The following is a 22,958-nucleotide window of genomic DNA, read 5'->3' on the forward strand; positions in this document are numbered from 1 at the left end:
GATGGAGTACATTGATACAATCCGGCCTATGTCCGGATTGAGTTTCAACAGTTATAATAAAAGAGGAGCTGTTAAGGGGTAAAATGAATAAACATATAATCATTAAAGGGGCAAGAGAGCATAATCTTAAGAACATCTCTTTGGAAATTCCCAAAGACCAGATGGTCGTTATTACAGGCGTGAGCGGTTCCGGTAAGTCCACACTTGCTTTTGACACCCTTTATGCTGAGGGTCAGAGGCGTTATGTGGAATCCCTTTCCGCATATGCAAGGCAGTTTCTGGAACTTATGGAAAAGCCCGATGTGGATTCCATAGAATTTTTGTCACCTGCTATCAGCATTGAGCAGAAATCCATAAGCAAAAACCCCAGATCCACTGTCGGGACAATTACGGAGATTTACGATTATCTGCGTTTACTTTTTGCCAGAGCAGGGGAAGTTTACTGTCCTTCCTGCGGGGAGAGAATTCAGAATTACACGGTTCAGCAGATTGTAGATTTTATTATGGGGCTGCCGGAAAAGTCAAAAGTGCAGATATTATCACCCGTTGTCCTGGGTCGGAAAGGAGAGTACAAACAGCTCCTTTCAAAACTTCTTAAAAGCGGTTATGTGAGGGCGTTTGTCGATGGAGAACTGCATCGGCTGGAAGAGGAAATATATCTTGATAAGAATGTAAAGCATTCGATTAGTGTCGTTGTGGACAGAGTGAAGATAAAAGAGGATATCCTGCGGCGGGTTACCGACTCCGTAGAAACGGCGCTCAGATTGTCCGACGGTCTTTTAGAAGTGGATGTTGAGGGAGCTAAGCATCTCTTCAGCGAGCATTTTGCCTGTCCGGACTGCAATGTAAGTATAGCTGAAATCGAGCCCAGGAGTTTTTCTTTTAACAATCCATTCGGTGCCTGCCCGGCATGTGACGGTCTCGGCGAAAAAATGATTTTTGACCTGGACTCTTTGGTTCCTGATCAGAACATCAGCATAAGAAACGGTGCTATTAAACCGTGGGAAAAATTTGATAATTTCCATTATTACAATACACTCAATGCGCTGGCTGAAAAGTACGGCATTGATTTGAACGTTCCGTTCAAGAAGCTTAAAAAGGAACATATTGATATAATTTTATACGGAACCAAAGAGCCCCTGCGTTTGTTTACGTTTAAAGGGGATAAAAAGATATTTTATGACAAAAAATTTAACGGTGTGGTGGGATATCTCAGGGAAAAGCTTTATTCAAACAGACCTTCAGATGTTGAATATGCAAAAACATTTATGTCCAAGATGCCCTGTGACGAGTGCGGTGGCACAAGACTGAGAAAGGAGAGCCTTTCGGTAAAAATCGGAGGAAAAAATATTTATGAAATCTCCACACTCAATATATCTCATGCCTTGGAATTTATATCCTCCACCAGATTTGAAGGTTTTAAAAAGGAAGTTGCCGAAAAGATAATACGGGAAATCGGCAGAAGACTCAGGTTTCTTCTCAGTGTAGGACTGGATTATATAACTCTCGACAGGAAAGCATCCACCCTGAGCGGGGGAGAGGCTCAGAGAATAAGACTGGCCACTCAGGTGGGTTCCGGACTAACAGGTGTTATGTATGTTCTGGATGAGCCGAGTATCGGTTTGCACCAAAGGGATAACGATATGCTTATTTCCACATTAAAGGATTTGAGGGACATCGGCAATTCTGTTTTGGTGGTGGAGCATGATGAAGATACGATATTAAAGTCCGACTATGTTGTGGATATGGGCCCCGGTGCCGGAAGGCATGGCGGGGAGGTGGTTTTCACCGGTTCTCCGGAAGAGTTGAAAGACTGTAAAACAAGCCTTACAGGAGATTATTTATACGGCAGAAACGAAATTGCACTGCCGGAAAAGAGAAAATCTCCCCAATCCGGTTTTATCAAAATACTCGGCGCAAGACAGCATAATATGAAAAATGTAGATGTTTCCATACCTCTGGGGCTGTTTACATGTGTCACCGGTGTAAGCGGCTCAGGCAAATCAACGCTTATTATGGACATTTTGTATCCTTCCCTTAAACGCAGGATACTATCCTCACCGATAAAACCCGGGGATCATGACGGATTAAAGGGGTATGAAAATATAGATAAAGTTATTGATATTGACCAATCCCCCATTGGCAGGACGCCCCGTTCAAATCCTGTTACATACACCGGAATCTTTACAGACATCAGGGATATTTTTGCCCAGACACCGGATTCAAAAATCAGAGGATTTAAACCGGGGAGATTCAGTTTTAATATCAAAGGCGGAAGGTGCGAGAATTGCAGCGGAGAGGGTTATATTAAAATTGAGATGCATTTTCTTCCCGACATGTACGTAAAATGTGATGTCTGCCAGGGCAAACGTTATAACAGAGATACCCTTGATATAAAGTATAAGGGGAAAAATATTGCAGATGTGCTTGATATGACCGTAAATCAGGCTTTTGAATTTTTTGAAAATATCCCTAAACTTAAGAATAAGCTGCAGGTCTTAAGGGATGTGGGGCTGGGTTATATAAAACTTGGTCAGCCTGCAACAACATTATCCGGCGGAGAAGCACAGAGGATAAAGCTTTCTAGAGAACTGATGAAAAGGTCAACAGGGAAAACTCTTTATATTTTTGACGAACCCACAACAGGTTTGCACTTTGAAGATATAAAAAAATTAATAAATATATTTGAAAGGCTGACAAAAACGGGAAATACAGTTATAGTTATAGAACATAATCTGGATGTTATAAAATGTGCGGATTACATTATTGATTTAGGCCCGGAAGGTGGAGACCGAGGGGGAGAAGTTGTTTTTACAGGGACTCCAGAGGAATGTGTGAAATGTGAAGAGTCTTATACAGGCAAATATTTAAGGAGTAAAGTGGAGCATAATGTGGTACTCCAGGACTAAGGCGTTATTTTTAATTACTGTATTCATCTTATCTCTGGCTGCACAGAGTGCAGCATCATTGAAATCTGAATATTTTGCAGCAAAAGATGAACTGGCTGCGCTGGAAAAATCAAAAAATGTTTCTCACAGTGCATATGACAGGGTTGCCAACAAATTTTACAGTATATACAGCCGTGATCCCAAATACTGGCTTGCTGATGATTCTTTATACCTTTGCGGTAAAACCTATCTGAAAAGTTACTGGAGATTTGACAAAAAATATGATCTGAAGAATGCCCTTAAATATTACAGACTTCTCGGTGCAAATTATGATTCGAAATGGGCTGCGGATTCGTATTTAAAATCGGCATATATATATTCGGAACTTAATGATTATATTTCTGCCAAATATATGCTCAGAAGAGCTATTGAAAAATTTCCCGGCTCCTATTCTGCAGAAGAGGCTGAAAGACGGCTTGACGAGATTGAAAAAAAGCTGGGGAATGATAACGAAATCAATGTGAATTTTACTCAGAATAATCCCAAAGAGGAAGCTTTTGATAATGTTGTGAACGGCAGTAAAAACACCGGCAATGATGATGCTGAAAGTGTGAACTCCACAGTTGGTTCCGGAGATATCCTGATAGAAGATATCAGACACTTCAGCAGCAAGGAATACACAAGGGTTGTACTTGATTTATCCGAAAAAGCTGAGTTCGAGAAGCACTGGCTTAAGGCAGACCCATCGCATGACAAACCGCCGAGACTTTTTCTGGATATATATGATACCAGGGTTAATTCCAATATTCAGGAAAAAATTAAGATTAAAGACGGTCTTCTGAAAGCTATACGATGGGGGATTTTTAGAAAGGGTGTAACACGGGTTGTACTTGACAGCCAGAATGTGGAGGATTTTACCGTTTTCAGTCTGAGCAATCCGTCAAGAATCGTAATTGATGTAAGTGACGGGACACTTGTAAATAAAAAGGCTGAGAATAACTGGAATGTACCGGATGACCCATCCACAGATACACTTGCCGGGGTATTCGGACTAAAAGTTAAAACTATTGTCATAGATCCCGGGCATGGCGGTAAAGATCCCGGGGCTGTATATGACGGGTTGCTTGAGAAAAATATAGTTCTGGATATAGGCAAGTATCTCAGGAATTATATTAGAGAAAATACCGACTTGAAAGTTTTTATGACGAGGGAAACTGACCGGTTTATACCACTGGAGGAACGGACTGCTTTTGCCAACAGGAAAAAAGCTGATATATTTGTTTCCATTCACGTGAATGCAGCGAGAAACAGGAGAGCCCGGGGTGTTGAAACCTATGTTCTTAACGTTACAAATGATGAAGAAGCCCTGAAAGTGGCCGCTCTTGAAAATAAAGCTACAGAAAAATCACTTTCGGACTTACAGGGTATTTTGAAAGATATTATGCTTAATTCCAAACTTGAAGAATCTCTTATGCTTGCCCAGTTTGTGCAGGATGATGTTGTGGCTCAGATAAAGAAGAAAAGTCTTGGTGTAAAGCAGGCACCGTTTTACGTACTGGTGGGAGCTAAGATGCCTTCAATTTTGGTGGAATGCGGTTTTCTCTCAAACAGCACCTTTGCTAATAAAATACGCTCTTCTGACTACAGACGCGATATAGCCCGGGGCATATATAAGGGGATAATCGGTTATATAGAAAAGTACAATGGCAAGGGTTAATGTTTTTACGCAAAACAATACGATCTTTTCTTATTTTATTCCTTTCAGTCACTTCGCTGCTGGTGATGCTGAATCTTCTTCTTTCCATTTATCCTGAAAAGATTATTTCATACTTTCTACCTGAAAATTATTCCGTTGCAATCGAAGAAATGCCTTCGGTTTTTCTCCCTTTTTACTTGACTGTATCAGGGCTGGAGGTCAGTTCTGAAAAATTCGACCTGAGTGTCCGTAAAATGGATTTGAAAGCTGACTATAAATCGCTTGTGAATTCAGGTCGCTTCCTTTCGGTAACCGTCTTTGACGGCGGCTTTCGATATCGCAGTGGCCGGGATATAAATGATGTTGAAGTAAGCGTCATTCCCGATATTTTCAAAGTTATTCGTATATATGATACAACCGTAAAATATGAATCTGAGCCGGTAATAGTTACTTTAAATGCCAATAGTCTGTTCTTTGATGGTTTCTCAGGTGCAATCAGCGGACATTTCAGGGAGTCTTCGATATCCTCAGACAGAGCGGAACAGACATTCACAGGGAGTGTAAAAGCACGTTTGCTGGAGCAGAATGAGCTGATTGTTGATCATTTGAAACTGAACGGCAAGGATTTTTATATAAATATTGAAAACGGTAAATTCAGCGAAGGGGAAAATTATGCGGTTTTCGATGGGGCTTTCGATACGGAAGTTTTAAATATTTTTACTAAACTTGATGAGGGGAAGCTTAATGTAAAGGGCAAATATGATTCGGGGAAATTGTCCGCAAGAGCTGAATTAATCAATATAAGAGCGGATAATTTAACAATTGGCGGTTTTGTTGATGTGTATGGGAATATTTTTGAGAAGCTTCTTTTTGAAAGCAGCAAACTAAGCATTTATGGCATGCAAATAAGCTGCGAAGGCAGTTTTATGCCTAAATCTTTTGATACAAAGCTGACCTACCGTTTTATAAAACAGCCTGTTTTGTTTGAGAATAAAAATTACAGGGTAAAACTGGGAGGCGGCAACGCTTCAATCACTCAGAATTTCAGTAGATTCGCCGGGAAATTTACCGTTTCTTCCCATGAACAATACAAAATAAATTACAGAGCGAACCTCCTGAGTAATAAATTAGTGATTGAGCATGCCGGGCTGAAGGCAGGAAAAACACAGTTATCAGGATCAGGGGTTTTTGAGAATGAAAAATTGAGCCTGGATTTCAGCGGTGAAGTTGTAAATAACAAAGATTTACAGGTTCATCTGGATTTCAAACATCATCTGAAAGTTGATATGATGATGACAGCCGGTACAGGCTCGCTGCATCTTACAGGCACTTACAGAAATATTATCCCTTCAGTTTTGTATAATATTCCCACAAAAAGTGTTAGCGGCAAAATAGATATCACAAACAATAACCTGGATTTTACTGCCAACGGAAAGCTTAAAAAAGGGAAAGTCAATGTAGCAGGAAGTATTTCAAAAAATACGCAGAATTATAATATCCATGCATCTTCAGTCCCCTTTAATATGATTCTTGCATATTTTAAAGTAAACTCTGATTTTGATAATCCGGTAACCGGAAACGCAGATATCCTTGTAAAAGACGGTCAGGCGGAAGTTGAAGGTGAAGCATATTTTAATGAGCCGGCAATGCTGCCGTCACATAATATTTCTTATTCATACAGCAGCGGTGTATTGAACATTGATAGTTTAAAGCTTCAGGACAAAAATATCGTCAATGTCGGATTTCTGAATTTTAAAAGGAACTATCTTAAAGGGAGAATACTTTTAGATAGATTCAAGTACAAAGATTTTCCTGTGCTTAAAAATATAAGTTTTTTTATAAATGGAGCCATAAGCGATCCTGCTGTGAATCTTGATTTCAAAATAAAACCTGCTGAGTATTTTGATAATGTTTCCGTTTCGGCAACCGGCCATTTTGACAATATTTTCATAAATGCCCGAAGCAGTCAATTTAGCTTTACCGGCACTGCCTATCCCCTTGAAAGGTCAATAAAAGGAAAAATTGATTTGAAAACAATCAATTTTAATGGAGTAAAGCCTGACGGTTCGTTTTTTGTAAACTCTTCTGATTTGGAAAAGTTTTTGATAAAATCTGACCGATTATCGGTTGATTACAAGCGCTATGAAACACAAATATCAAATTTTTCAATGATTTATGAAAATAAAAAATTCCAGAAAATTTCCGGCATAGTTGACAGTAAATATATTAAAAATGTTCAAATAAAGAACGGCATTGCTGATAAGCATAAATTCAGCGGGGATGTATATTTGGACAATTCAAGTTTGTCAACTTTTTTTCTTAAAGATGCTTATGCATCCGGCAGTTTGAAATTTATTTACCCGTATGAAGGATATCCGGGGGTGTATGGAGATGCGGAAATTTATGGGAAATTATACTCAGATTTTGCAGAACTCCGTCTGAGAAACGTTAATGCGGATATTGTTTTTGATAATCACTCTACAACCGGCCGGGTCAGGGGCCATGAGCTTGATACAGCTTTGACAGGAAATTTTCAGATTCCCAAATATTATAAACCATTGGAAGGTAATGCTTATCTGAAAACAAACAATCTTTATGTTGAAAAATATGGATTTAAAGGGACCCTTGATATTGAAGGCAGTTATTCCGGAAAAGAAAAACTTGTCCGTGCGGATGTTATAATTAAACAAGCCTATTTCAGTCATGATGAGCAGATTCCGGATTCTGTAAGTCAGAAGGGAAAGGGCGGGTTCCCATTTGAGCTTAATATTGATATTCAAACAGCCGAGCCCGTTCAGCTGCAAAATAAATATATTTCCGGCGGACTTGCTCTGGATCTCCATGTGGAAAAAGAGAATCTGATTGATATAACGGGTAGAATTGATGCCGTAAATTCAGAGATAACAGTGGGTGAGGGCAGCTTTTCTGTTACAAAAGGTTATATAAGGTTTATGGAAAATTCCCCGCCGTTTCTTTTTATTGACGCTTCCGGTGAAGAGAATTTCAGCGATTTGCGTTTAAAAATCAAGGGGTTTCTTCCACAATACGAGGTGGAAGTGAGGAGTACAGACCCGGCGGTGTCTTCAGATTATCTGGATACGACCTCCAATATCGGAGAAAAACAGCTGCTTTCAAGAATACTTGGAGGCATGCTGCTGAAGGATATTGTTGGCATTACGGAAAAAGTTGTCGGCATCAGCGGAATTGATGTGGATATCAATAGAAATGCCATTATGGGCGGACAAAGGGAATATTTAGCTATAGGCAAAAGATTTTCAAACAGATTAAGGTTGAGATATATGATAGGGGTCTCCGGCGAGGAAAGTTTTAACAGTGTTGTAGGGGAGTATACACTTCTGGACTGGCTGAATCTTTTTGTATACACTACGCCTAACGGAGGTACTGGTGCGGGCTTTACTCTTCTTAACGGTTTTTAGTTTTCTTTTTTCAACAAATATTTTTTCTCTTGAAATTCAGGGTAATGTTGATAATGGAACAAAAGCGCAAATAAAGAAATTTTATTCAAAAAACGGGCGCTCCAAAACAGGAAAGCTGCTCAATTACCTGGGATACGATTTTTTTACTTTTAACAGAAATCAACTGATAATAAGCAATCCCGAGCGGATTGACAATGTTGTTTTCCACGGGAACCTTATATTTCTTGACAATACGCTCCAGGGAGCTTCAGGTTTGGCAAAGGGTGATCCTATATATGCTGAAACTATTGAAAATTCAGCTGAAAAGGTGCGAAAATATTACGTCCGCAACGGTTACAGAAATGCAGAAGTCAGTGTCAGTATTACCGATGGTGATATTGTTTTTCATGTAAGAGAGGGCAAACGTTTTCTGGTAACGGATATCAATGTGAAAAATGCAGATTATCCGGAGTCTTTCAATTTTTTAAATCCAAAGATTTTTGATGAAGAACTTGAAGACAATTACGTAAAAACGATTGAAAACTATTTCCGGGGCAAAGGGTATTTTAATGTATCCACAGATGTCAGTTATGCGAAAAATAACAAATACACTTTTTTCCTGAATATTAACAATCCGGTCTCCTCTGTAATGTCTGTACTGCCAAATTTTCATCAGGGAGTCTCACTAATAGTTTTCGTAAAAAAAGGCAAAGAATTTTCCCTGCGTATAGAAGGCATTGAGGATAATGAAACTGAAAAGTTAGTACGTAGTGAAATAAGCAGAAATTTAAAGGGGATTAGCTCCTTCTATGTCAGATATACGGAAGGTGAGCTGGAAAAACTTCTTACTGATAAAGGATATATAAATCCACAGGCTGTAATTATTGTTAAAGAACAAGAGATTATTGTTGATGTGAATTACGGCGAAAGATTTGTCAATACGAAGGTTAATTTCATATACAACAGTCTTCCTGTAGACAAGTTTTCTGATGAATTTGGCATAAACCGCAGTCTTTTATACAGTAAAAATGAAAAAATAATAAAAAGATTGGTTACAGATAAGCTTTACAGCAAGGGCTATATTTATGCAAAAGTGGAAGATATAAAGTTTACTAAGAGAAACGGACAGCTGTCTGTTGATATAATAATAAATGAGGGGGATATATATAAAGTTGATGATGTTTTTGTGAATGATAAGGAAATTCTGGATAATCTTCAGAGAACGGCAACAGCAAAAGAAGTGAACAATCTGCTGGGGATTGTAAAATCCAATATAAACAATAAATACTACTTTACTTCAATCTCGTTTGACAAATTTATTATGAATAAAGAAAATAATGTGGATTTGGTGTTTAAATCCGATTTATCACGGTTTCGGCTGAACAAAGTGATATCTTCTGACGAAAGCCTGAAGGCTTTTATAAAAGAACATTTTTTTGACAATCCAAAGATTACAAAAGTCAAGATTGATTCTCTTAAAATTTTTCTGGCTTCGGAGAAAAACTATATAAATTATTCGGTGGGTGTTATTCCGATATCGGAAAATGAAGCTGATATTGTTGTTTCAGGCATAAAAGGCGAATCCAATGAAATTTTCGGCGGTTTTGCATATGATGATATAGAAAAATTTAATGTTTTTGCCGGCTACAGAAGATTTGATATCTTTGGCACAGCCCATCAGTTTCAGATATTTACAACATACTCGAGCAGAGAGAAAAGCCTGACTTTTTCTTTGGGGAGCAAAAACTTTTTTGCGCCTAATCTTGCCAATATTTATTCTCTTGGGTGGAAAAAAAGAGATGAGGACACTTTTGAATATGAGCAACTGAAAGCGAGTATACAATTTTTTAAAACATTAAATAATTTTAGATATGGGCTGGGATTATATGCGGAAGAGCTTAATTTTACAGGACTTGTATATGATAAAAATTTTACGGAAAAATTAAGTGATAATTACAGGCTTATAGGAATTCCGTTGTCTGCAGGCAATGCCGGCTCGTATCTCGGACCTGTCATTGAAGTGGAGTATTCTGCAGAGCTTAGATTAAAACCGCTTTTTCAGATAGGCCAAAATAGCTTTATCACCAGTGAACTGAATACGATGCTGAAAATTTATCCGGCTGACAGATTCAGATTTAAACTGAAGAATGACTTTGGGTATATAAGCCGCAATAACACCGATATCCCTCTTACTTACAGGTACACACTTGGGGGACCTTACAGGATGAAAGCCTTTGATTACCGGGATATCGGCACGGAAGATAAAGAGGGGAATGTTTACGGCGGCAGTAGATTTTACTATTTTCTTTTCGGGGCTGAATATGAAATTAGAAATAACGTTTATCTGGGCCCTTTTGTGGAATACGGAAATGCCATAGATCAATGGGATTTCTCGGGCGGATATACAGATGTAGGCATCGCATTGACAGCAGATACAATACTTGGGTCCATTGGAATAAGTTTTGCACACGAAACGGTGGGCAGCAGTAAAAGTGATTCAGCTCTTTATTTAACGTTCAGTGGCTCATTCTGATATGTATTATTGGCAAATCATGTGAGTTCTGTGTTCAGGGTTTTTGATTATTGTTGAAAAACCGGACAAACCAACCAATTGACGAATAACAAATATACAAATAAAGACCCTTGAATAATGTATTCTTATAAATTTTACCACCCCTTAATCCCCTCCTAACTCTTTGATAGGAGGGGAGATAAAACTCCTCCCCTAATTTAGGGGAGGTTGGGTGGGGTACTTATTCAAAGGTTTCAAATAATCAATATACCACTCAACCACTACTCCAATTTTTTTAAAAGAGACTAATTTTATCTTAAAAAATGCTTGACAATTTGTGAAAACAAATTAGAATGATTTTAAAATAAAACAACTAAGGAGGAGTATATGAGTTTAGTAGCAAAAAAGGCACCGGACTTTTCAGAGGATGCAGTTGTTAACAAGGATTTTAAAAAGGTTCATCTTGAAGATTACAAAGGAAAATGGGTTGTACTGTTTTTCTATCCGCTGGATTTCACTTTTGTATGTCCCACTGAAATCACAGCTTTAAGTGATGCTTATGAAGAGTTTAAAAAGCGCAATTGTGAGATTGTCGGTGTTTCCACTGACAGTAAATTTTCTCACTTAGCATGGATTAACACACCGAGAGAAGAAGGCGGACTGGGTGATTTGAATTATCCTTTGGTGGCCGATTTTGCCAAAAGGGTTTCCGAAGAGTACGGCGTGCTTCTACCGGAAGGAATGGCTTTAAGAGCGACCTTCATTATTGACCCTGAAGGTAATGTTCAATTTGAACTTATTCACGATTTGGGAATCGGTAGAAATGTAAATGAAATTTTAAGAAACCTTGATGCTTTACAATACACCAGAGAACACGGTGAAGTTTGCCCCGCAGGATGGGAGCCCGGTAAAGATACAATGACACCGGATCCAGAGAAGATGAAGGAATTTTTCAGGAAAAATCCTCAGGGGCACCAGTAACAGATAAGGCTTTTTCAAAAGCTGGAGGAAATCTTAAAAATTTTCTTCATACAAACCTCCCTATTGTCCGCTTTCGAGCGGACTTTTTTATTTGTTAATTTAAGACCATTGAATAATGTATTCTTATAAATTTTACCACCCCTTAATCCCCTCCTAACTCTTTGGTAGGAGGGGAGATAAAGCTCCTCCCCTAAATTAGGGGGGTTGGGTGGGGTACTTATTCAAAGGCCTTTTATTTGTGTATTAGTTGAGCAGTACATTTGTTATTGGTGGGAGCAATCGGTACCTCAGTTTCTTTGATACCGTTAATACTTTTACTACCCATACTACCTCAAGTACCTACCCAATCACCCATCACACATTACGCATCACGACTTAAGTGTTAAGTTGAGAAAATGTGTTTACATCCAGATACTTGCCTATGGGTTTATACATTTTGACGTTGTCAAAATGTTGTCCGAATTTTTCATGAAGGAGACCGTCGTGAATCGCCCATGAGCGCCCCCTTAAACTGTTCCAGTATTCTTTCTTTCTGAAGATATTACTGTTATTAAGGGACCTGTAAAGGCTTCCGCCGGGTTTGAATTCTTTATCAATAGTTTCCATAAGATTCTTTCCGTGTATGTAGGCAAATCCTTTCTTTTCGTAAAAAATCGCGTTATTATAAGCCAGCGGGTCTGTTTCGATAAGATGCTTATCCATCGGTTCAGCAAAGTTTTCAAGCCTCTCCAGAAGTTCATCAAAAATTTTTAAGCCTTTTCTTGCCTGGTGGGGGAATAATCCATCTTTCAAGGCTTTTTCTTCTTCCGGAATGTTTCTGATCATTGTGGCAAAGTAATTCTGGTGACCGAATTTATCTGAAAAAACATCGTAGAAAGGATAGTGGGGGTCACCTGTGACAATTAATGACAGTTCAATCTGATAGTATATTGTGTCAGCCAGTTCCAGCAGAAAAACCCAGTCCTTTTGGCTTTCATTTATTTTTATCTCTATTTTCACAAAATCCGCATTTTTATCGCAAAAGATTTTAAAGTAGCAGCTGTCTTTTAATAAATCGGTGTCACGATTTTTAATTTCAAATACAGAGTACACCTGATTGGGGATAAGCTCTGAATACAGTTTTTCCTTATCCGTGTACGGGAGTTCGTTTATTTCTTTTATTGAATAAAGTCCTAATTTTCCAGGTTTTTTGTTAATAACAGCACTCCCTTACTTCAATATATGTACCGAAACAATACAGGTTTAATTTTTTAATGTCTTCTGCGGTTTTCCTCCATCTGCCTGAGCTCAACCCTTCTGATTTTTCCGCTCACCGTTTTCGGCAGATTATCTACAAAATCAATTTCCCGTGGGTATTTATACGGTGCTGTCTCATTTTTTACATGCTCCTGTATGTCCCTGATGAGCTCATCACTGCCTTCAAAGCCGGGTTTTAATACAATAAAAGCTTTTACAATTGTTCCCCTCAGTTTATCAGGCGCTCCTATAACGGCACTTTCTGCAACTGCGTTATGTGTCTGCAAAGCACTTTCCACTTCAAAAGGGCCCACTCTGTATCCGCTTGATTTTATCACATCATCGGATCTTCCCACAAACCAGAAATAACCGTCTTCATCCTTATAAGCCTTGTCGCCTGTAAAGTACCATCCGTTATGAAATGCTGCATTTGTGGCCTCTTCATCTCTGTAATACCCTCTGAAAATACCAACCTGATTTTTCCCTTCCGCTTTTATTGCTATATGTCCAGCTTCGTTAAACGGCATGGGATTTGCCTCATCATCAACTATATCAACGGTAAACCCAGGGGCCGGCTTGCCCATTGAGCCGGGTTTTACTTCTAGGCACGGATAATTGGCTACAGTATTGACAGTTTCCGTCTGCCCGTAGCCGTCGTAAATAAGGGTTTTTGTATGCTCCTTCCATTTTCTGATAACTTCAGGATTTAGCGGCTCTCCAGCACTGACGGAGTGTCTGAGTTTTGAAAAATCGTATTTTGATAAATCCTGCAGAATAAGCATTCTGTATGCTGTGGGGGGTGCGCAGAATGTGGTTACTCCGAAATTCTGCAGTATGTTCAGATGCAGTTCCGGGTCAAATCTGTCGGACTGGTTGTGCATTACTGCCGTTGTTCCGATCAGCCACTGTCCGAACAGTTTACCCCATACCGCTTTTCCCCAGCCTGTGTCACTCAGTGTCCAGTGTATATCATTTTCAGCAAGATCCTGCCAGAATCTTGCTGTAATGTAATGTCCAAGAGCATATGTCTGATCGTGAAGTACCATTTTGGGAAACTTTGTGGTACCGCTTGTAAAATAGATTATCAGAGGATCTGTGGATTTGGTGGGTTCCACATCGTCCCGTGACAGATTTTCCCCGGCTTTTGCCATAAGATCCTCATAATTCTGCCACCCTTTGCTTTCGTATTTTATGGCTATTTTCGTAAAACTGTCAGGTGTTGACAGATTACCGAATTTTTCTATTGAATCACCGTAGACAACTGCTCCGCGTGCTTTTGAAGCTTTAAGGCGGTAGTCAATATCCTTTTCCCTTAAAATTTTTGGAGCCGGCATAGGTATAACCCCGAGCTTAAAGCAGCCAAGCATGACTGAATACCACTCGGGTACTCTGGGAACCATAACATACAGATTGTCACCTTTTTTAAAGCCCTGTTCTTTTAATACATTTGCAAATCTGTTGGACATTCTTTTTAAATCGCCAAATGTATATTTTTCATGGGTTTCACCGTCCGTATCGATCCAGATTAATGCAGTTTTATCCTTTGTTTCGGCATTTTTGTCTACAACATCAAAACCGAAATTGAAGAAATGAGGGACATCGATGTTAAATTTTTTGATTGTTTTTTCATAATTTTTCATGTTGTGCATAATAACCTCTCATCTTTGTTTATTTATAGATTTCTTTAATTCTGCCAGAAACAGTCTGTTTTTGTTTGTAATGTTACCCGTGAATTTATCAGCATAACTGTGCATATTTTCGCAATTTTCAAATGTTTCACTTAAAAATCCTCCTTCTTTCATAAACTCAGCAGAGTATGTTTCACCAGTGATGAAATGTTCTGTAAAATGTCGCTGTTTCATTAAGCGGCTGATCCGCTGGGTTCCTCCGAAACCTGTTATGATTCCGAGCTTTGAGCCGGGGTGGGCAAATTTGCTTCTGAGGGTGGCGAATCTGAAATCACATGACGATGCAAAGTCCATCCCGCCGCCCATGCAGAATCCGTCGATTTCCGCTATTACAATCTGCGGAATTTTGTCCAGCAATCCGAACAGTTTGCTCCCGAGCATTGAAAAACCCTTGGCTGTGTAACCGGAATATTTTAACATTGTCAGAATATTGGCTCCGACAGCGAAAGAACCTCCGTGACCGGAAATTCTCAGTACTTTTACAGGTGTTTCCGAAAGTGAGGCGATATTGTCGTATAACTCTCTTATGGTTTCAGGTTCAAGGAGGTTGAATTTATTATCAGGATATAGGTTAAGTTTTGCAGTCTCTTCTTTTATTTTCAGTTCTATCATATTTTATCTACAATGTCTCAAAATCTTCCCATCTGTCAGTAAAATCAGGAGTCCGTTTTTCCTTAAATGCTGTCATGCCCTCTTTTTTGTCATTACTTGCAAATGAGGCCATAAAGGCATTCTGCTCATAAAGGAGTGCCTGTTTTAAGGGCATGTTCAATCCATTATTAACAGTTTCCTTAGCAAGACCGAGAGCAAACTTGCTTCTGTGCTTTATAATATCAGCCATTGCATACACTTCTTCTTCATTGCTGCTTTGACTTTTTGTGATTTTGTTGACTATTCCCTTATCAAACAGCTCTGATGCCGGAACGGTGTTTCCCGTAAATATCAGGTATTTTGTAAATGTTTCGTATATTTTGCGGCTTAAAAGCTGTGTCCCGCCGAATCCCGGCAGCACTCCGTAATTGACCTCAGGAAAGCCGAACTGAGAACGCTCTGTGGCAAAAATCAGGTCACACGAGAGAACAATTTCAAAACCGCCTCCAAGTGCCGCACCATCCACGGTACAAATGATTATTTTTTTGCACCCCTTTATTGTTTCCACAAGCTCGGCACCAGCTTTTGCAAAATATCTGCATTCAGCTTCATTTTTTTCGTCAAAATAACCGATATCGTATCCTGAGGAAAATACTTCCTTTGTGCCGCTTCTCAGCCATATCAAATCAGCCTGTTCGTTAGTTTCAAGTTTTTTTATTGAACGGGTTAGGTTTTCCAAAAGATAGATATCAATGCTATTTTTTGTTTCCGGATTGTTCAGGGTGACAATTCCTATATTCTCATAAAAAGAAGTTGCTGCCTTATCCATATTAAAAATGTCCTCTTTGCTATGATTTTATATCTCATGGATAATAAAACAATGTTAATAATAAATCAAGAAAAGCGGCTGGATTTATTTGTTATTAAGAAAATTTTTTATATCCTCACTACCGAATATTCTGAGTGTGCTTGTGGAGCCGGGGACACCGAGCGGATATCCAATAGTAGCCAAAAACTTATCCTCAGTATCCAGATCCCCTTTTGAATAGGCATATTTGATAAAGTGCTCTATCATCTTATCGATGTTATTGTATTTTTTAAGAACAAGGTAAGGTGTGACACCCCAGACTAATGCCAGCCTGTTTGCCGTTTCTTCACTGTGGCAGCATGCCAGTATGGAAACGTTTGGTCTGTAGGAAGCAACTTTTAAAGCAGATGTACCGGAACTGGTAAACACAACTATGTGTTTTATTCCGAGATTTTCAGCTATATGACAGCTTGCTGATGGAATGGCAGAATCTTCCGAGGTTTCCACTATTCCGTAATTAAAATATTCCAGATATTTTTCCGATTCTCTTATTGTTTTATTTAACACCTTTACTGCTTCCACGGGATATTTCCCCACTGTTGTTTCGTCAGAAAGCATTACAGCATCCGTCCCGTCAAAAACTGCATTTGCAATATCGGTAACTTCCGCTCTGGTGGGTCTGGGGCTGGAAATCATGGAGGTAAGCATCTGGGTTGCTGTAATGACAGGTTTCTGGAATTTATTAGCTTTTAAAATCAACTCCTTTTGTAAAACGGGCAGTTTCTCCAGATCAATTTCCACTCCCAGATCCCCCCGTGCAACCATTAGTCCGTCTGAGACTTCCAGAATTTCATCTATGTTTTCGATGGCTTCGTGTTTCTCTATTTTGGCTATAATTTTGGGACGAAATTTTTTCCCGGAAATTATATTTTTAATGTTTTTGACATCGTCTGCCGTTCTCACAAAAGAAAGAGCTATGTAGTCAAATCCCAGCTCGAGTCCATATTGCAGATCTTCAATATCTTTTTCCGTACAACTTTGGATATCGAGCTTGACATTGGGAAAGTTGACTCCTTTTTTTGATGAGACAATACCTCCCACCAGAACTTTAGCAGTAACAAGCTCATCAGACGTTTCCACTACTTCGAGTTTAATCATCCCGTCTGCAATGTAAATCCTGTCACCTTTTTTAAGCTGTTTTAGTATCGACGGGTTGTTTAATGTTAAAAAATTTTTTCCAGAAGATTTGCCGTTTTTATCAAAGTAAATATATTCATTCTGATGTACACTAAAAGGTTCTTTTATTTCACCAAGTCTTATTTTAGGTCCTGCCAGATCCTGCAATATTGCTGTATGGATTTCAAACTTTGCCGAAATCTTTCGGATTCTTTTGAAAATTTCTTTATGACTTTCATGCGTTCCGTGTGAGAAATTCATACGGAAAACGTTTACACCATTTGATATCAGCTCTTCTATTTTTTCTTCACTCTGGGTTTCCGGACCGATTGTAACCACTATTTTAGCTTTTCTGTTGTCCAAAATTATCCTCCTGTATTGGTTGTTGAGTAGTTGAGTGGTGTATTTGTTATTGGTCAGTGCGGTTGGCACTTTAAATACTCCTACTACCTATAGTACCCATAATACCTCTAATACCAATAATACCTCAACAACCCTTGCCCGGTAACGGGCGGGTCAAATACCCTTAACCACCTCTTCTTAACGCTTTGCGCATCACTTATCACGCATTACAGATTACCCATCATGGAACCTATCTACAATTCTAAGTGATTTGAATGAAAAAGAAAAGGTTGATATGACTTCTTTATATGGTAAAATTAACGGAATTTGATGATTGAGGATTTAAATGCCTGATAATTTTTGGGAAGATGTTATTAGTACTGCCGTTGAAGCCGGTGATAAAATTCTGGAAATCTATGAAGGGGATTTTGATGTGGACTGGAAAGATGACTTTAGCCCTTTGACCCAGGCCGACCGCAGTTCACACGATTATATAACAAATAAGCTGGAAAAGATTACACCCCATATCCCGGTTTTTTCAGAAGAATCGAATAACATAAGCTGGGATATAAGAAAAGAATGGGAAGATTACTGGCTTGTGGATCCTTTGGACGGAACAAAGGAGTTTATCAGAAAAAACGGAGAATTTACCGTAAATATAGCTTTGATAAAAAATTCAAAGCCCTTTTTCGGGGTTGTGGTGATCCCTGTCCAAAAGGTTATATACTGGGCACATAAAGACTGCGGCTCTTATAAAAGAAACTATGGCGCTAACGATAAAAAGCTGCCGCTTGAAAATAAAGGAGTGGATCTGGACAATTTGAGGATATTGGGGAGCCGTTCCCACCGCAGTACTACCATAGAAGTTTTCAGCTCCTATTTTAATGAGCCTGAAATTGTGTCAGCCGGAAGTTCCTTGAAATTCTGTCTGCTGGCTGAGGGGAAAGCCGATGTATATCCGAGGTTTGGCCCCACTTCAGAATGGGACACAGCTGCGGGGCAGTGTGTACTTGAATGTGCCGGGGGGTATGTACTGGATAAAACAGGGTCACCTCTTAAATACAATATGCAGGATTCCGTAATAAATTCTCATTTTATAGCTCTCAGAAAATACGATAAAAGACTTTTTAAGTATTTTAAGGAATTTGAAAATTAACCACTTGTTGGGCGGTGCATTTGTTATTGGTGAAAGAGCGAGGTGGGGATATAGAGGAAAAGGTTAAGGTATAGATATAGATAAAAGTTTGCAGAATGCTTTCTGCACAAGCAGTTTATTCAACCGTCTCAACTTTTTCAACCACTTCAACTACCTTGAATTTCGCAACGCTTTATGAATCACCCTAACCCATCACCCATTACCCATGACCCCTCACGCATTACGGGTCACGCATCACCTTTCACGGACATAAAGGCACTACTTCAATATTCTGATGTTGTCTTATTGCAAAAATTGTTGACAATTTATATACTATTTGCTAATGATATCAGTCTCGTACGCCCGGCTTTAAACGGGTGTATACTTGCGCCCGTAGCTCAGCTGGATAGAGCAACGGACTTCTAATCCGTAGGTCGCACGTTCGAATCGTGCCGGGCGCGTGTTATGGTGGGTGTAGCTCAGCTCGGTAGAGCACTGGATTGTGGCTCCAGTGGTCGCGGGTTCAAATCCCGTCACTCACCCTTTCCCTGATTTCAGCGAGTGTGGCGGAACTGGTAGACGCGCTAGACTTAGGATCTAGTGCCTTCGGCGTGGGGGTTCGAGTCCCTCCACTCGCACTTTTGGGTGGTTATCATTGCCTTGGTATTTTACATATACCGCGGGTGTAGCTCAGCTGGTAGAGCGTGACCTTGCCAAGGTTGAGGTCGCGGGTTCGAGTCCCGTCACCCGCTCTCTTTTTCTCCATTCTTATTAACAATTTAGTTTTTTATTTAAGCCGCTGTGATAAAATTGTGATAAGCAAATCATTAAATGTTTCAGAAATGCGGCTGTAATGCTGTAAAGGGTAAATAGTGAGGTAGCAAGATAGAGAAGTGGGGAACTAGAAGCAAAGGAGAAAGGTATAGGAAAAGGCTGATGTTTTTGAGGAAGTTGATAACATCGTTTCTGTAAATGCCATTTCCACACTTCGTAGGTGTAGGTGAACTCACAGGTCTATAAAATCCCACTATCAAAATGTTAAGCTAATTTTTCATTTTTAATGAGCGGTAAATTACATCAAAAATAAGAGTGTTTTCATGTGTTCCTTTGAACATTTCAGCGTTAACGCCGGAAGCAAATATTTTTATTTTATCAGCGGTATGTTCGTCGCTATTCCACTGTATAAAAAATTTCGTGCCGTCAGGCATATAGAATGGTCCGTCTGCAAAAAGAGATTCCTTATCCGCTGTGATTTCAAATTTTCCCGTTTGATGATCCGATGTCACAATGAGGAGAGTTTCTGATGTCTGAGGTAACTGATAAGCTGTTTTAACAGCCTTATCGAATTGCAGCATACTGTTCAGCATATCATCTGCATTATTTTCATGGCTTGCCCAATCAATCTGTCCGGCTTCCACCATTAAGAAAAAGCCATCCGGATCGTCTGAAAGTATTTTAACAGCTTTCTTTGTTAACAACGCCAAATTAGGTTTAATTGGTCTTGTTATCTCTTCCGCACCGAACAAGCCAAGTACGCGATTTGTGATACCGGTATCAAGATTTTTAAGTTCCTGCTTAGAGCAAACATAAACGTAGCCGTTCTTAACTGCTTTGCTTATCAGGTTAATGCCGTCATCCCGTTTTCCTTCACCGGCAAAACAACCTTTTTGATTTTCAGGTAAAAAATAGTTCTCTCCTCCTCCAAAAAGCACTTCAATATTTTTATTTATAATCTGCATAGCTATTTCTTCCATCTGATATCTGTTTCGTACATGGGTTGCGAATGCCGCAGGAGTGGCATGAGTCAGCTGAACAGTGGTCACAATGCCCGTTGATTTACCGTATTTCTCGGCGTATTCTAATATATTCTTTAAGTTATTGTAATCGGGATCTTTTCCTATAATTTCGTTATTTGTTTTTGTGCCAGTTGCCATAGCTGTAGCTGCAGCTGCAGAATCAGTGATTTCTCCATTCGCAGAAAGTGTCCTGATATAGCCTTGCACTTCCAGCTTCTGCATAAATAACTTTTTGTCCTTGCCGCTTTTTACGAGCTTGGCAGCTTTAATGTGAGAGCTTCCCATCCCGTCTCCGATCATAAGGATTATATTTTCAGGTGTGTTCTCAGCGTACAAAAAGGTATTAATGGAAATCTGCTGAATGAAAATAAATGTGACTGCAAGGATTAAGTTGATTATTCTTATCATAGTTGTATAAAATAAAATAACAATTGTATATTTGGCAAGGCAAACGTATTTTTCCCTTATTTTAGCACTATGGCAGTGGTGAGTATTTTAAAAAGAAATACCAGGATCTTGTATGAACAAAAGATGGGATGTTATTATAATAGGTGCCGGTCCGGCCGGGAGTATTTCGGCCTGCAAATTGTCTGAAGCAGGGCTAAGTGTATTAATTTTTGACAAAAAAGATTTCCCCCGAGAGAAAGTGTGTGGTGACGGTCTGCTTAATGATTCCATAAAATGTTTAAAAAGATGTGGAGTATATGATGATGTCGAAAAGAACGCCAATTATATAGATGAAACCTTTTTTTACAGCTCATTCGGCACAAAAGTCGTTATTCCCGGCGAGTATTTCACCATAAAAAGAGAAATTTTTGATAATATTCTTCTAAAACATGCAACGGGAAAAGGTGTAAAGTTTTTACCCAAAAAGATTAACGGAGTTGAAGAGGGGAATGATTGTTTTGTATGTCATTCTGCTGAAGGAGAATCATTTAGTTCAAATTTCGGTATCATTGCCACCGGCACGGACATTAATCTTTTAAAGCCAAGCGTTTCGGATAAAATAAACTGCAAACCGGAAGCTGTCGGTGTAAGGAAATATATACAGTCTGATTATATAACAGATAAGATGTTTGTATCATACGAGCGTTCCATTATTCCCGGATATGCCTGGATTTTTCCATTGGGCAGCGGTTTGTATAATACCGGCTGCTGCGCTTTTTACGGCAAAAAAGGCGTAAACAACCTCAAAAAGGTTCATGATGAGTTTTTGAAAGGATTCACTGAGGCTGGAAAGATTGTTGCGGCTAAAACAGGCGAAACAAAACTTAAAGGCGCGGTTTTAAGATGCGGGTTAAAAACAGGGCATTTATTAAATAATAAAAGCAGCAGATATATATGTATAGGTGAAACTATCGGTACAACCTATCCTTTTACCGGTGAAGGAATAGGTAAAGCAATGGAATCCGGCGAGTTTGCTGCCGAATATATCTTAGAAAGAATTAGGTCGGATTTACCATTGGTGCCGTCAGAATACTATAAACTTCTTTACAACAGGGTATTCTATAAACATTTTGGATACAAAACCGCACAAAAATGGCTTTCAAATAAATTTCTGAATGATTTGCTTGCCAAAAGGGCCACCAAGAGCAATTTTTTATACGAGGCAGCCAAAGGAATTATTAATGAAACGATCGATCCCAGACAAATTTTTTCCATTAAAGGTGTCTTGAAATCCTTCCTAAAGTAAATGAGCTTAATTTATTCTTATTGTCATTGTCACTCCTGAAATTACAACGATGGAGCCTGTGATTTGAGAAAAAGAGATATTCTCATTAAGCAGAAAGTATGCTCCAAGCATTGTAAATACTGGAAGTAGATTTAACATAACAGAAGCCTTGCCCGCTCCCAGAACAATCACCGATCTGCTGTAAAGTATTAAGGCTATAAAAGATGGGAATACGCCCAGATAGAATATGCCTGCCATTTTGCCAGCCTGAAAAATATCCGGCATTCCGGTTATCGACCATTCAATCATTACAATTGGAATCAGAATCATTACCGAAATACCAGTCATAATCCATACAATTCCGAAAATCCGGAAATTGTGCATGTACTGTTTAACATGCAGAGAATATACTGACCAGAAAATGATTGCTGCAATCATGATTAAATCTCCTTTATTGGGTGTATGTTGCACAAGAAAAGTTAAATTTCCGTCGGCTACGACCCAAACAGCACCGGCAAAAGAAATAATCACCCCCAGCCATTGAACAGGTGTGATTTTCTCTTTTATAAACCACACACTTAAAACAACTGTGAGAGCCGGAATAACGGTTTCCAGAATCGAAACATTGGCAGAGCTTGTGAACTGCAAAGCACTGTAGATAAAAGAGCTGAAAAATGTGATGCCTGTCAGAGTCATTATCAGCAGAGGAAGTTTATATTGCAGGTAGAGCTTCTTATCTTTAACAGCCTGAAAGAAGCCGAAAGGTGTTAACATAATAAAGGCCACTGTCAGGCGTCCCAATGCAATTGTGAAGGGAGGGAGTTCGTTGATGGCTTTGCCGACAAGAATATTGCCGGAATACATTAAAATAACCAATAACATTGCAATGTATGCTTTTAGTCGCATAATATCTTCCTCCCTGAAATTTGCAGGTTAAACAATTAACTTTCTGTTTGCAAACGGTATATTTTGTTTTATCTTTTGAAGTCATTTGCTGTAATGTGTTATAATTTTAATACAG

The 22,958-nt window shown here is 39.1% G+C and carries 14 protein-coding genes and 4 tRNA genes; 11 read left to right on the forward strand and 7 right to left on the reverse strand.

Going from position 1 to position 22,958, the window contains the following annotated elements; genetic code table 11:
* The first annotated feature begins 83 nt into the window (after positions 1–83).
* The 5 genes from uvrA to UMU13_RS01840 all read left to right on the forward strand — a co-directional run bounded on the left by uvrA (position 84) and on the right by UMU13_RS01840 (position 11,493).
* Positions 84–2,909 carry an excinuclease ABC subunit UvrA gene (gene uvrA / locus UMU13_RS01820; protein WP_328216704.1) on the forward strand — a complete coding sequence of 942 codons (2,826 nt, stop codon included), beginning with the start codon at positions 84–86 and terminating at the stop codon, positions 2,907–2,909.
* The gene (locus UMU13_RS01825) at positions 2,890–4,605 is read left to right on the forward strand and encodes an N-acetylmuramoyl-L-alanine amidase (protein ID WP_328216707.1); all 1,716 of its coding nucleotides are present in this window, start codon (positions 2,890–2,892) and stop codon (positions 4,603–4,605) included. Before uvrA ends, UMU13_RS01825 begins: the two co-directional genes overlap by 20 nt.
* Positions 4,605–8,021 (forward strand): hypothetical protein, encoded by a 3,417-nt coding sequence (locus tag UMU13_RS01830; protein WP_328216710.1) that lies wholly within the window; start codon positions 4,605–4,607, stop codon positions 8,019–8,021. Before UMU13_RS01825 ends, UMU13_RS01830 begins: the two co-directional genes overlap by 1 nt.
* Complete coding sequence (locus UMU13_RS01835) at positions 7,990–10,533, forward strand: POTRA domain-containing protein (protein WP_328216713.1); 2,544 nt, start codon at positions 7,990–7,992, stop codon at positions 10,531–10,533. Before UMU13_RS01830 ends, UMU13_RS01835 begins: the two co-directional genes overlap by 32 nt.
* Before the next feature lie 366 nt (positions 10,534–10,899).
* Positions 10,900–11,493 (forward strand): peroxiredoxin, encoded by a 594-nt coding sequence (locus UMU13_RS01840; protein WP_328216716.1) that lies wholly within the window; start codon positions 10,900–10,902, stop codon positions 11,491–11,493.
* A gap of 375 nt (positions 11,494–11,868) precedes the next feature.
* Here UMU13_RS01840 and UMU13_RS01845 read toward each other — a convergent pair whose 3' ends face one another.
* The 5 genes from UMU13_RS01845 to pyk all read right to left on the reverse strand — a co-directional run bounded on the left by UMU13_RS01845 (position 11,869) and on the right by pyk (position 17,355).
* On the reverse strand, positions 11,869–12,585 hold the full coding sequence (locus UMU13_RS01845; protein WP_328216718.1) for a hypothetical protein: 717 nt from the start codon (positions 12,583–12,585) through the stop codon (positions 11,869–11,871).
* A gap of 158 nt (positions 12,586–12,743) precedes the next feature.
* Positions 12,744–14,378 carry an acyl-CoA synthetase gene (locus UMU13_RS01850; RefSeq protein ID WP_328216720.1) on the reverse strand — a complete coding sequence of 545 codons (1,635 nt, stop codon included), beginning with the start codon at positions 14,376–14,378 and terminating at the stop codon, positions 12,744–12,746.
* 9 nt (positions 14,379–14,387) lie between these two features.
* A complete protein-coding gene (locus UMU13_RS01855; RefSeq protein WP_328216722.1) occupies positions 14,388–15,029 on the reverse strand; it encodes an enoyl-CoA hydratase/isomerase family protein in 642 nt (213 codons plus the stop codon).
* 7 nt (positions 15,030–15,036) lie between these two features.
* Entirely contained in the window at positions 15,037–15,837 is an 801-nt protein-coding gene (locus tag UMU13_RS01860) for an enoyl-CoA hydratase/isomerase family protein (RefSeq protein WP_328216724.1), read from the reverse strand.
* A gap of 84 nt (positions 15,838–15,921) precedes the next feature.
* Positions 15,922–17,355, reverse strand: coding sequence for a pyruvate kinase (gene pyk / locus UMU13_RS01865; protein WP_328216726.1), 1,434 nt, complete (start codon positions 17,353–17,355; stop codon positions 15,922–15,924).
* A 325-nt stretch (positions 17,356–17,680) separates the two neighbouring features.
* Between pyk and cysQ the strand changes: the two genes are divergently transcribed.
* From cysQ to UMU13_RS01890, 5 genes are all read left to right on the forward strand, one after another.
* Positions 17,681–18,490 carry a 3'(2'),5'-bisphosphate nucleotidase CysQ gene (gene cysQ, locus UMU13_RS01870; protein ID WP_328216728.1) on the forward strand — a complete coding sequence of 270 codons (810 nt, stop codon included), beginning with the start codon at positions 17,681–17,683 and terminating at the stop codon, positions 18,488–18,490.
* 366 nt (positions 18,491–18,856) lie between these two features.
* Positions 18,857–18,930: transfer RNA gene (locus UMU13_RS01875), tRNA-Arg, on the forward strand.
* Positions 18,931–18,937: 7 nt separating this feature from the next.
* Positions 18,938–19,011 (forward strand) — tRNA-His (locus UMU13_RS01880).
* A gap of 15 nt (positions 19,012–19,026) precedes the next feature.
* A tRNA-Leu gene (locus tag UMU13_RS01885) sits at positions 19,027–19,107 on the forward strand.
* 41 nt (positions 19,108–19,148) lie between these two features.
* Positions 19,149–19,221, forward strand: a tRNA-Gly gene (locus UMU13_RS01890).
* Positions 19,222–19,512: 291 nt separating this feature from the next.
* Here the strand turns inward: UMU13_RS01890 and UMU13_RS01895 are convergent.
* Positions 19,513–20,673 (reverse strand): alkaline phosphatase, encoded by a 1,161-nt coding sequence (locus UMU13_RS01895; RefSeq protein WP_328216731.1) that lies wholly within the window; start codon positions 20,671–20,673, stop codon positions 19,513–19,515.
* A 112-nt stretch (positions 20,674–20,785) separates the two neighbouring features.
* On the opposite strand from UMU13_RS01895, the gene UMU13_RS01900 reads away from it, so the two are divergent.
* Entirely contained in the window at positions 20,786–21,958 is a 1,173-nt protein-coding gene (locus UMU13_RS01900; RefSeq protein ID WP_328216734.1) for a geranylgeranyl reductase family protein, read from the forward strand.
* 6 nt (positions 21,959–21,964) lie between these two features.
* Here UMU13_RS01900 and UMU13_RS01905 read toward each other — a convergent pair whose 3' ends face one another.
* The gene (locus UMU13_RS01905; RefSeq protein ID WP_328216736.1) at positions 21,965–22,843 is read right to left on the reverse strand and encodes a DMT family transporter; all 879 of its coding nucleotides are present in this window, start codon (positions 22,841–22,843) and stop codon (positions 21,965–21,967) included.
* Positions 22,844–22,958: the final 115 nt, after the last annotated feature.

Source organism: Flexistipes sp. (genome assembly GCF_036172515.1).
Classification (GTDB): domain Bacteria; phylum Chrysiogenota; class Deferribacteres; order Deferribacterales; family Flexistipitaceae; genus Flexistipes.

Coding starts and splice junctions, on each gene's coding strand:
- UMU13_RS01840 (WP_328216716.1), top strand. CDS start 10,900: ATGAGTTTAGTAGCAAAAAAGGCACCGGACTTTTCAGAGGATGCAGTT.
- UMU13_RS01855 (WP_328216722.1), bottom strand. CDS start 15,029: ATGATAGAACTGAAAATAAAAGAAGAGACTGCAAAACTTAACCTATAT.
- UMU13_RS01830 (WP_328216710.1), top strand. CDS start 4,605: ATGTTTTTACGCAAAACAATACGATCTTTTCTTATTTTATTCCTTTCA.
- UMU13_RS01905 (WP_328216736.1), bottom strand. CDS start 22,843: ATGCGACTAAAAGCATACATTGCAATGTTATTGGTTATTTTAATGTAT.
- UMU13_RS01825 (WP_328216707.1), top strand. CDS start 2,890: ATGTGGTACTCCAGGACTAAGGCGTTATTTTTAATTACTGTATTCATC.
- uvrA (WP_328216704.1), top strand. CDS start 84: ATGAATAAACATATAATCATTAAAGGGGCAAGAGAGCATAATCTTAAG.
- UMU13_RS01900 (WP_328216734.1), top strand. CDS start 20,786: ATGAACAAAAGATGGGATGTTATTATAATAGGTGCCGGTCCGGCCGGG.
- UMU13_RS01850 (WP_328216720.1), bottom strand. CDS start 14,378: ATGCACAACATGAAAAATTATGAAAAAACAATCAAAAAATTTAACATC.
- UMU13_RS01860 (WP_328216724.1), bottom strand. CDS start 15,837: ATGGATAAGGCAGCAACTTCTTTTTATGAGAATATAGGAATTGTCACC.
- cysQ (WP_328216728.1), top strand. CDS start 17,681: ATGCCTGATAATTTTTGGGAAGATGTTATTAGTACTGCCGTTGAAGCC.
- UMU13_RS01895 (WP_328216731.1), bottom strand. CDS start 20,673: ATGATAAGAATAATCAACTTAATCCTTGCAGTCACATTTATTTTCATT.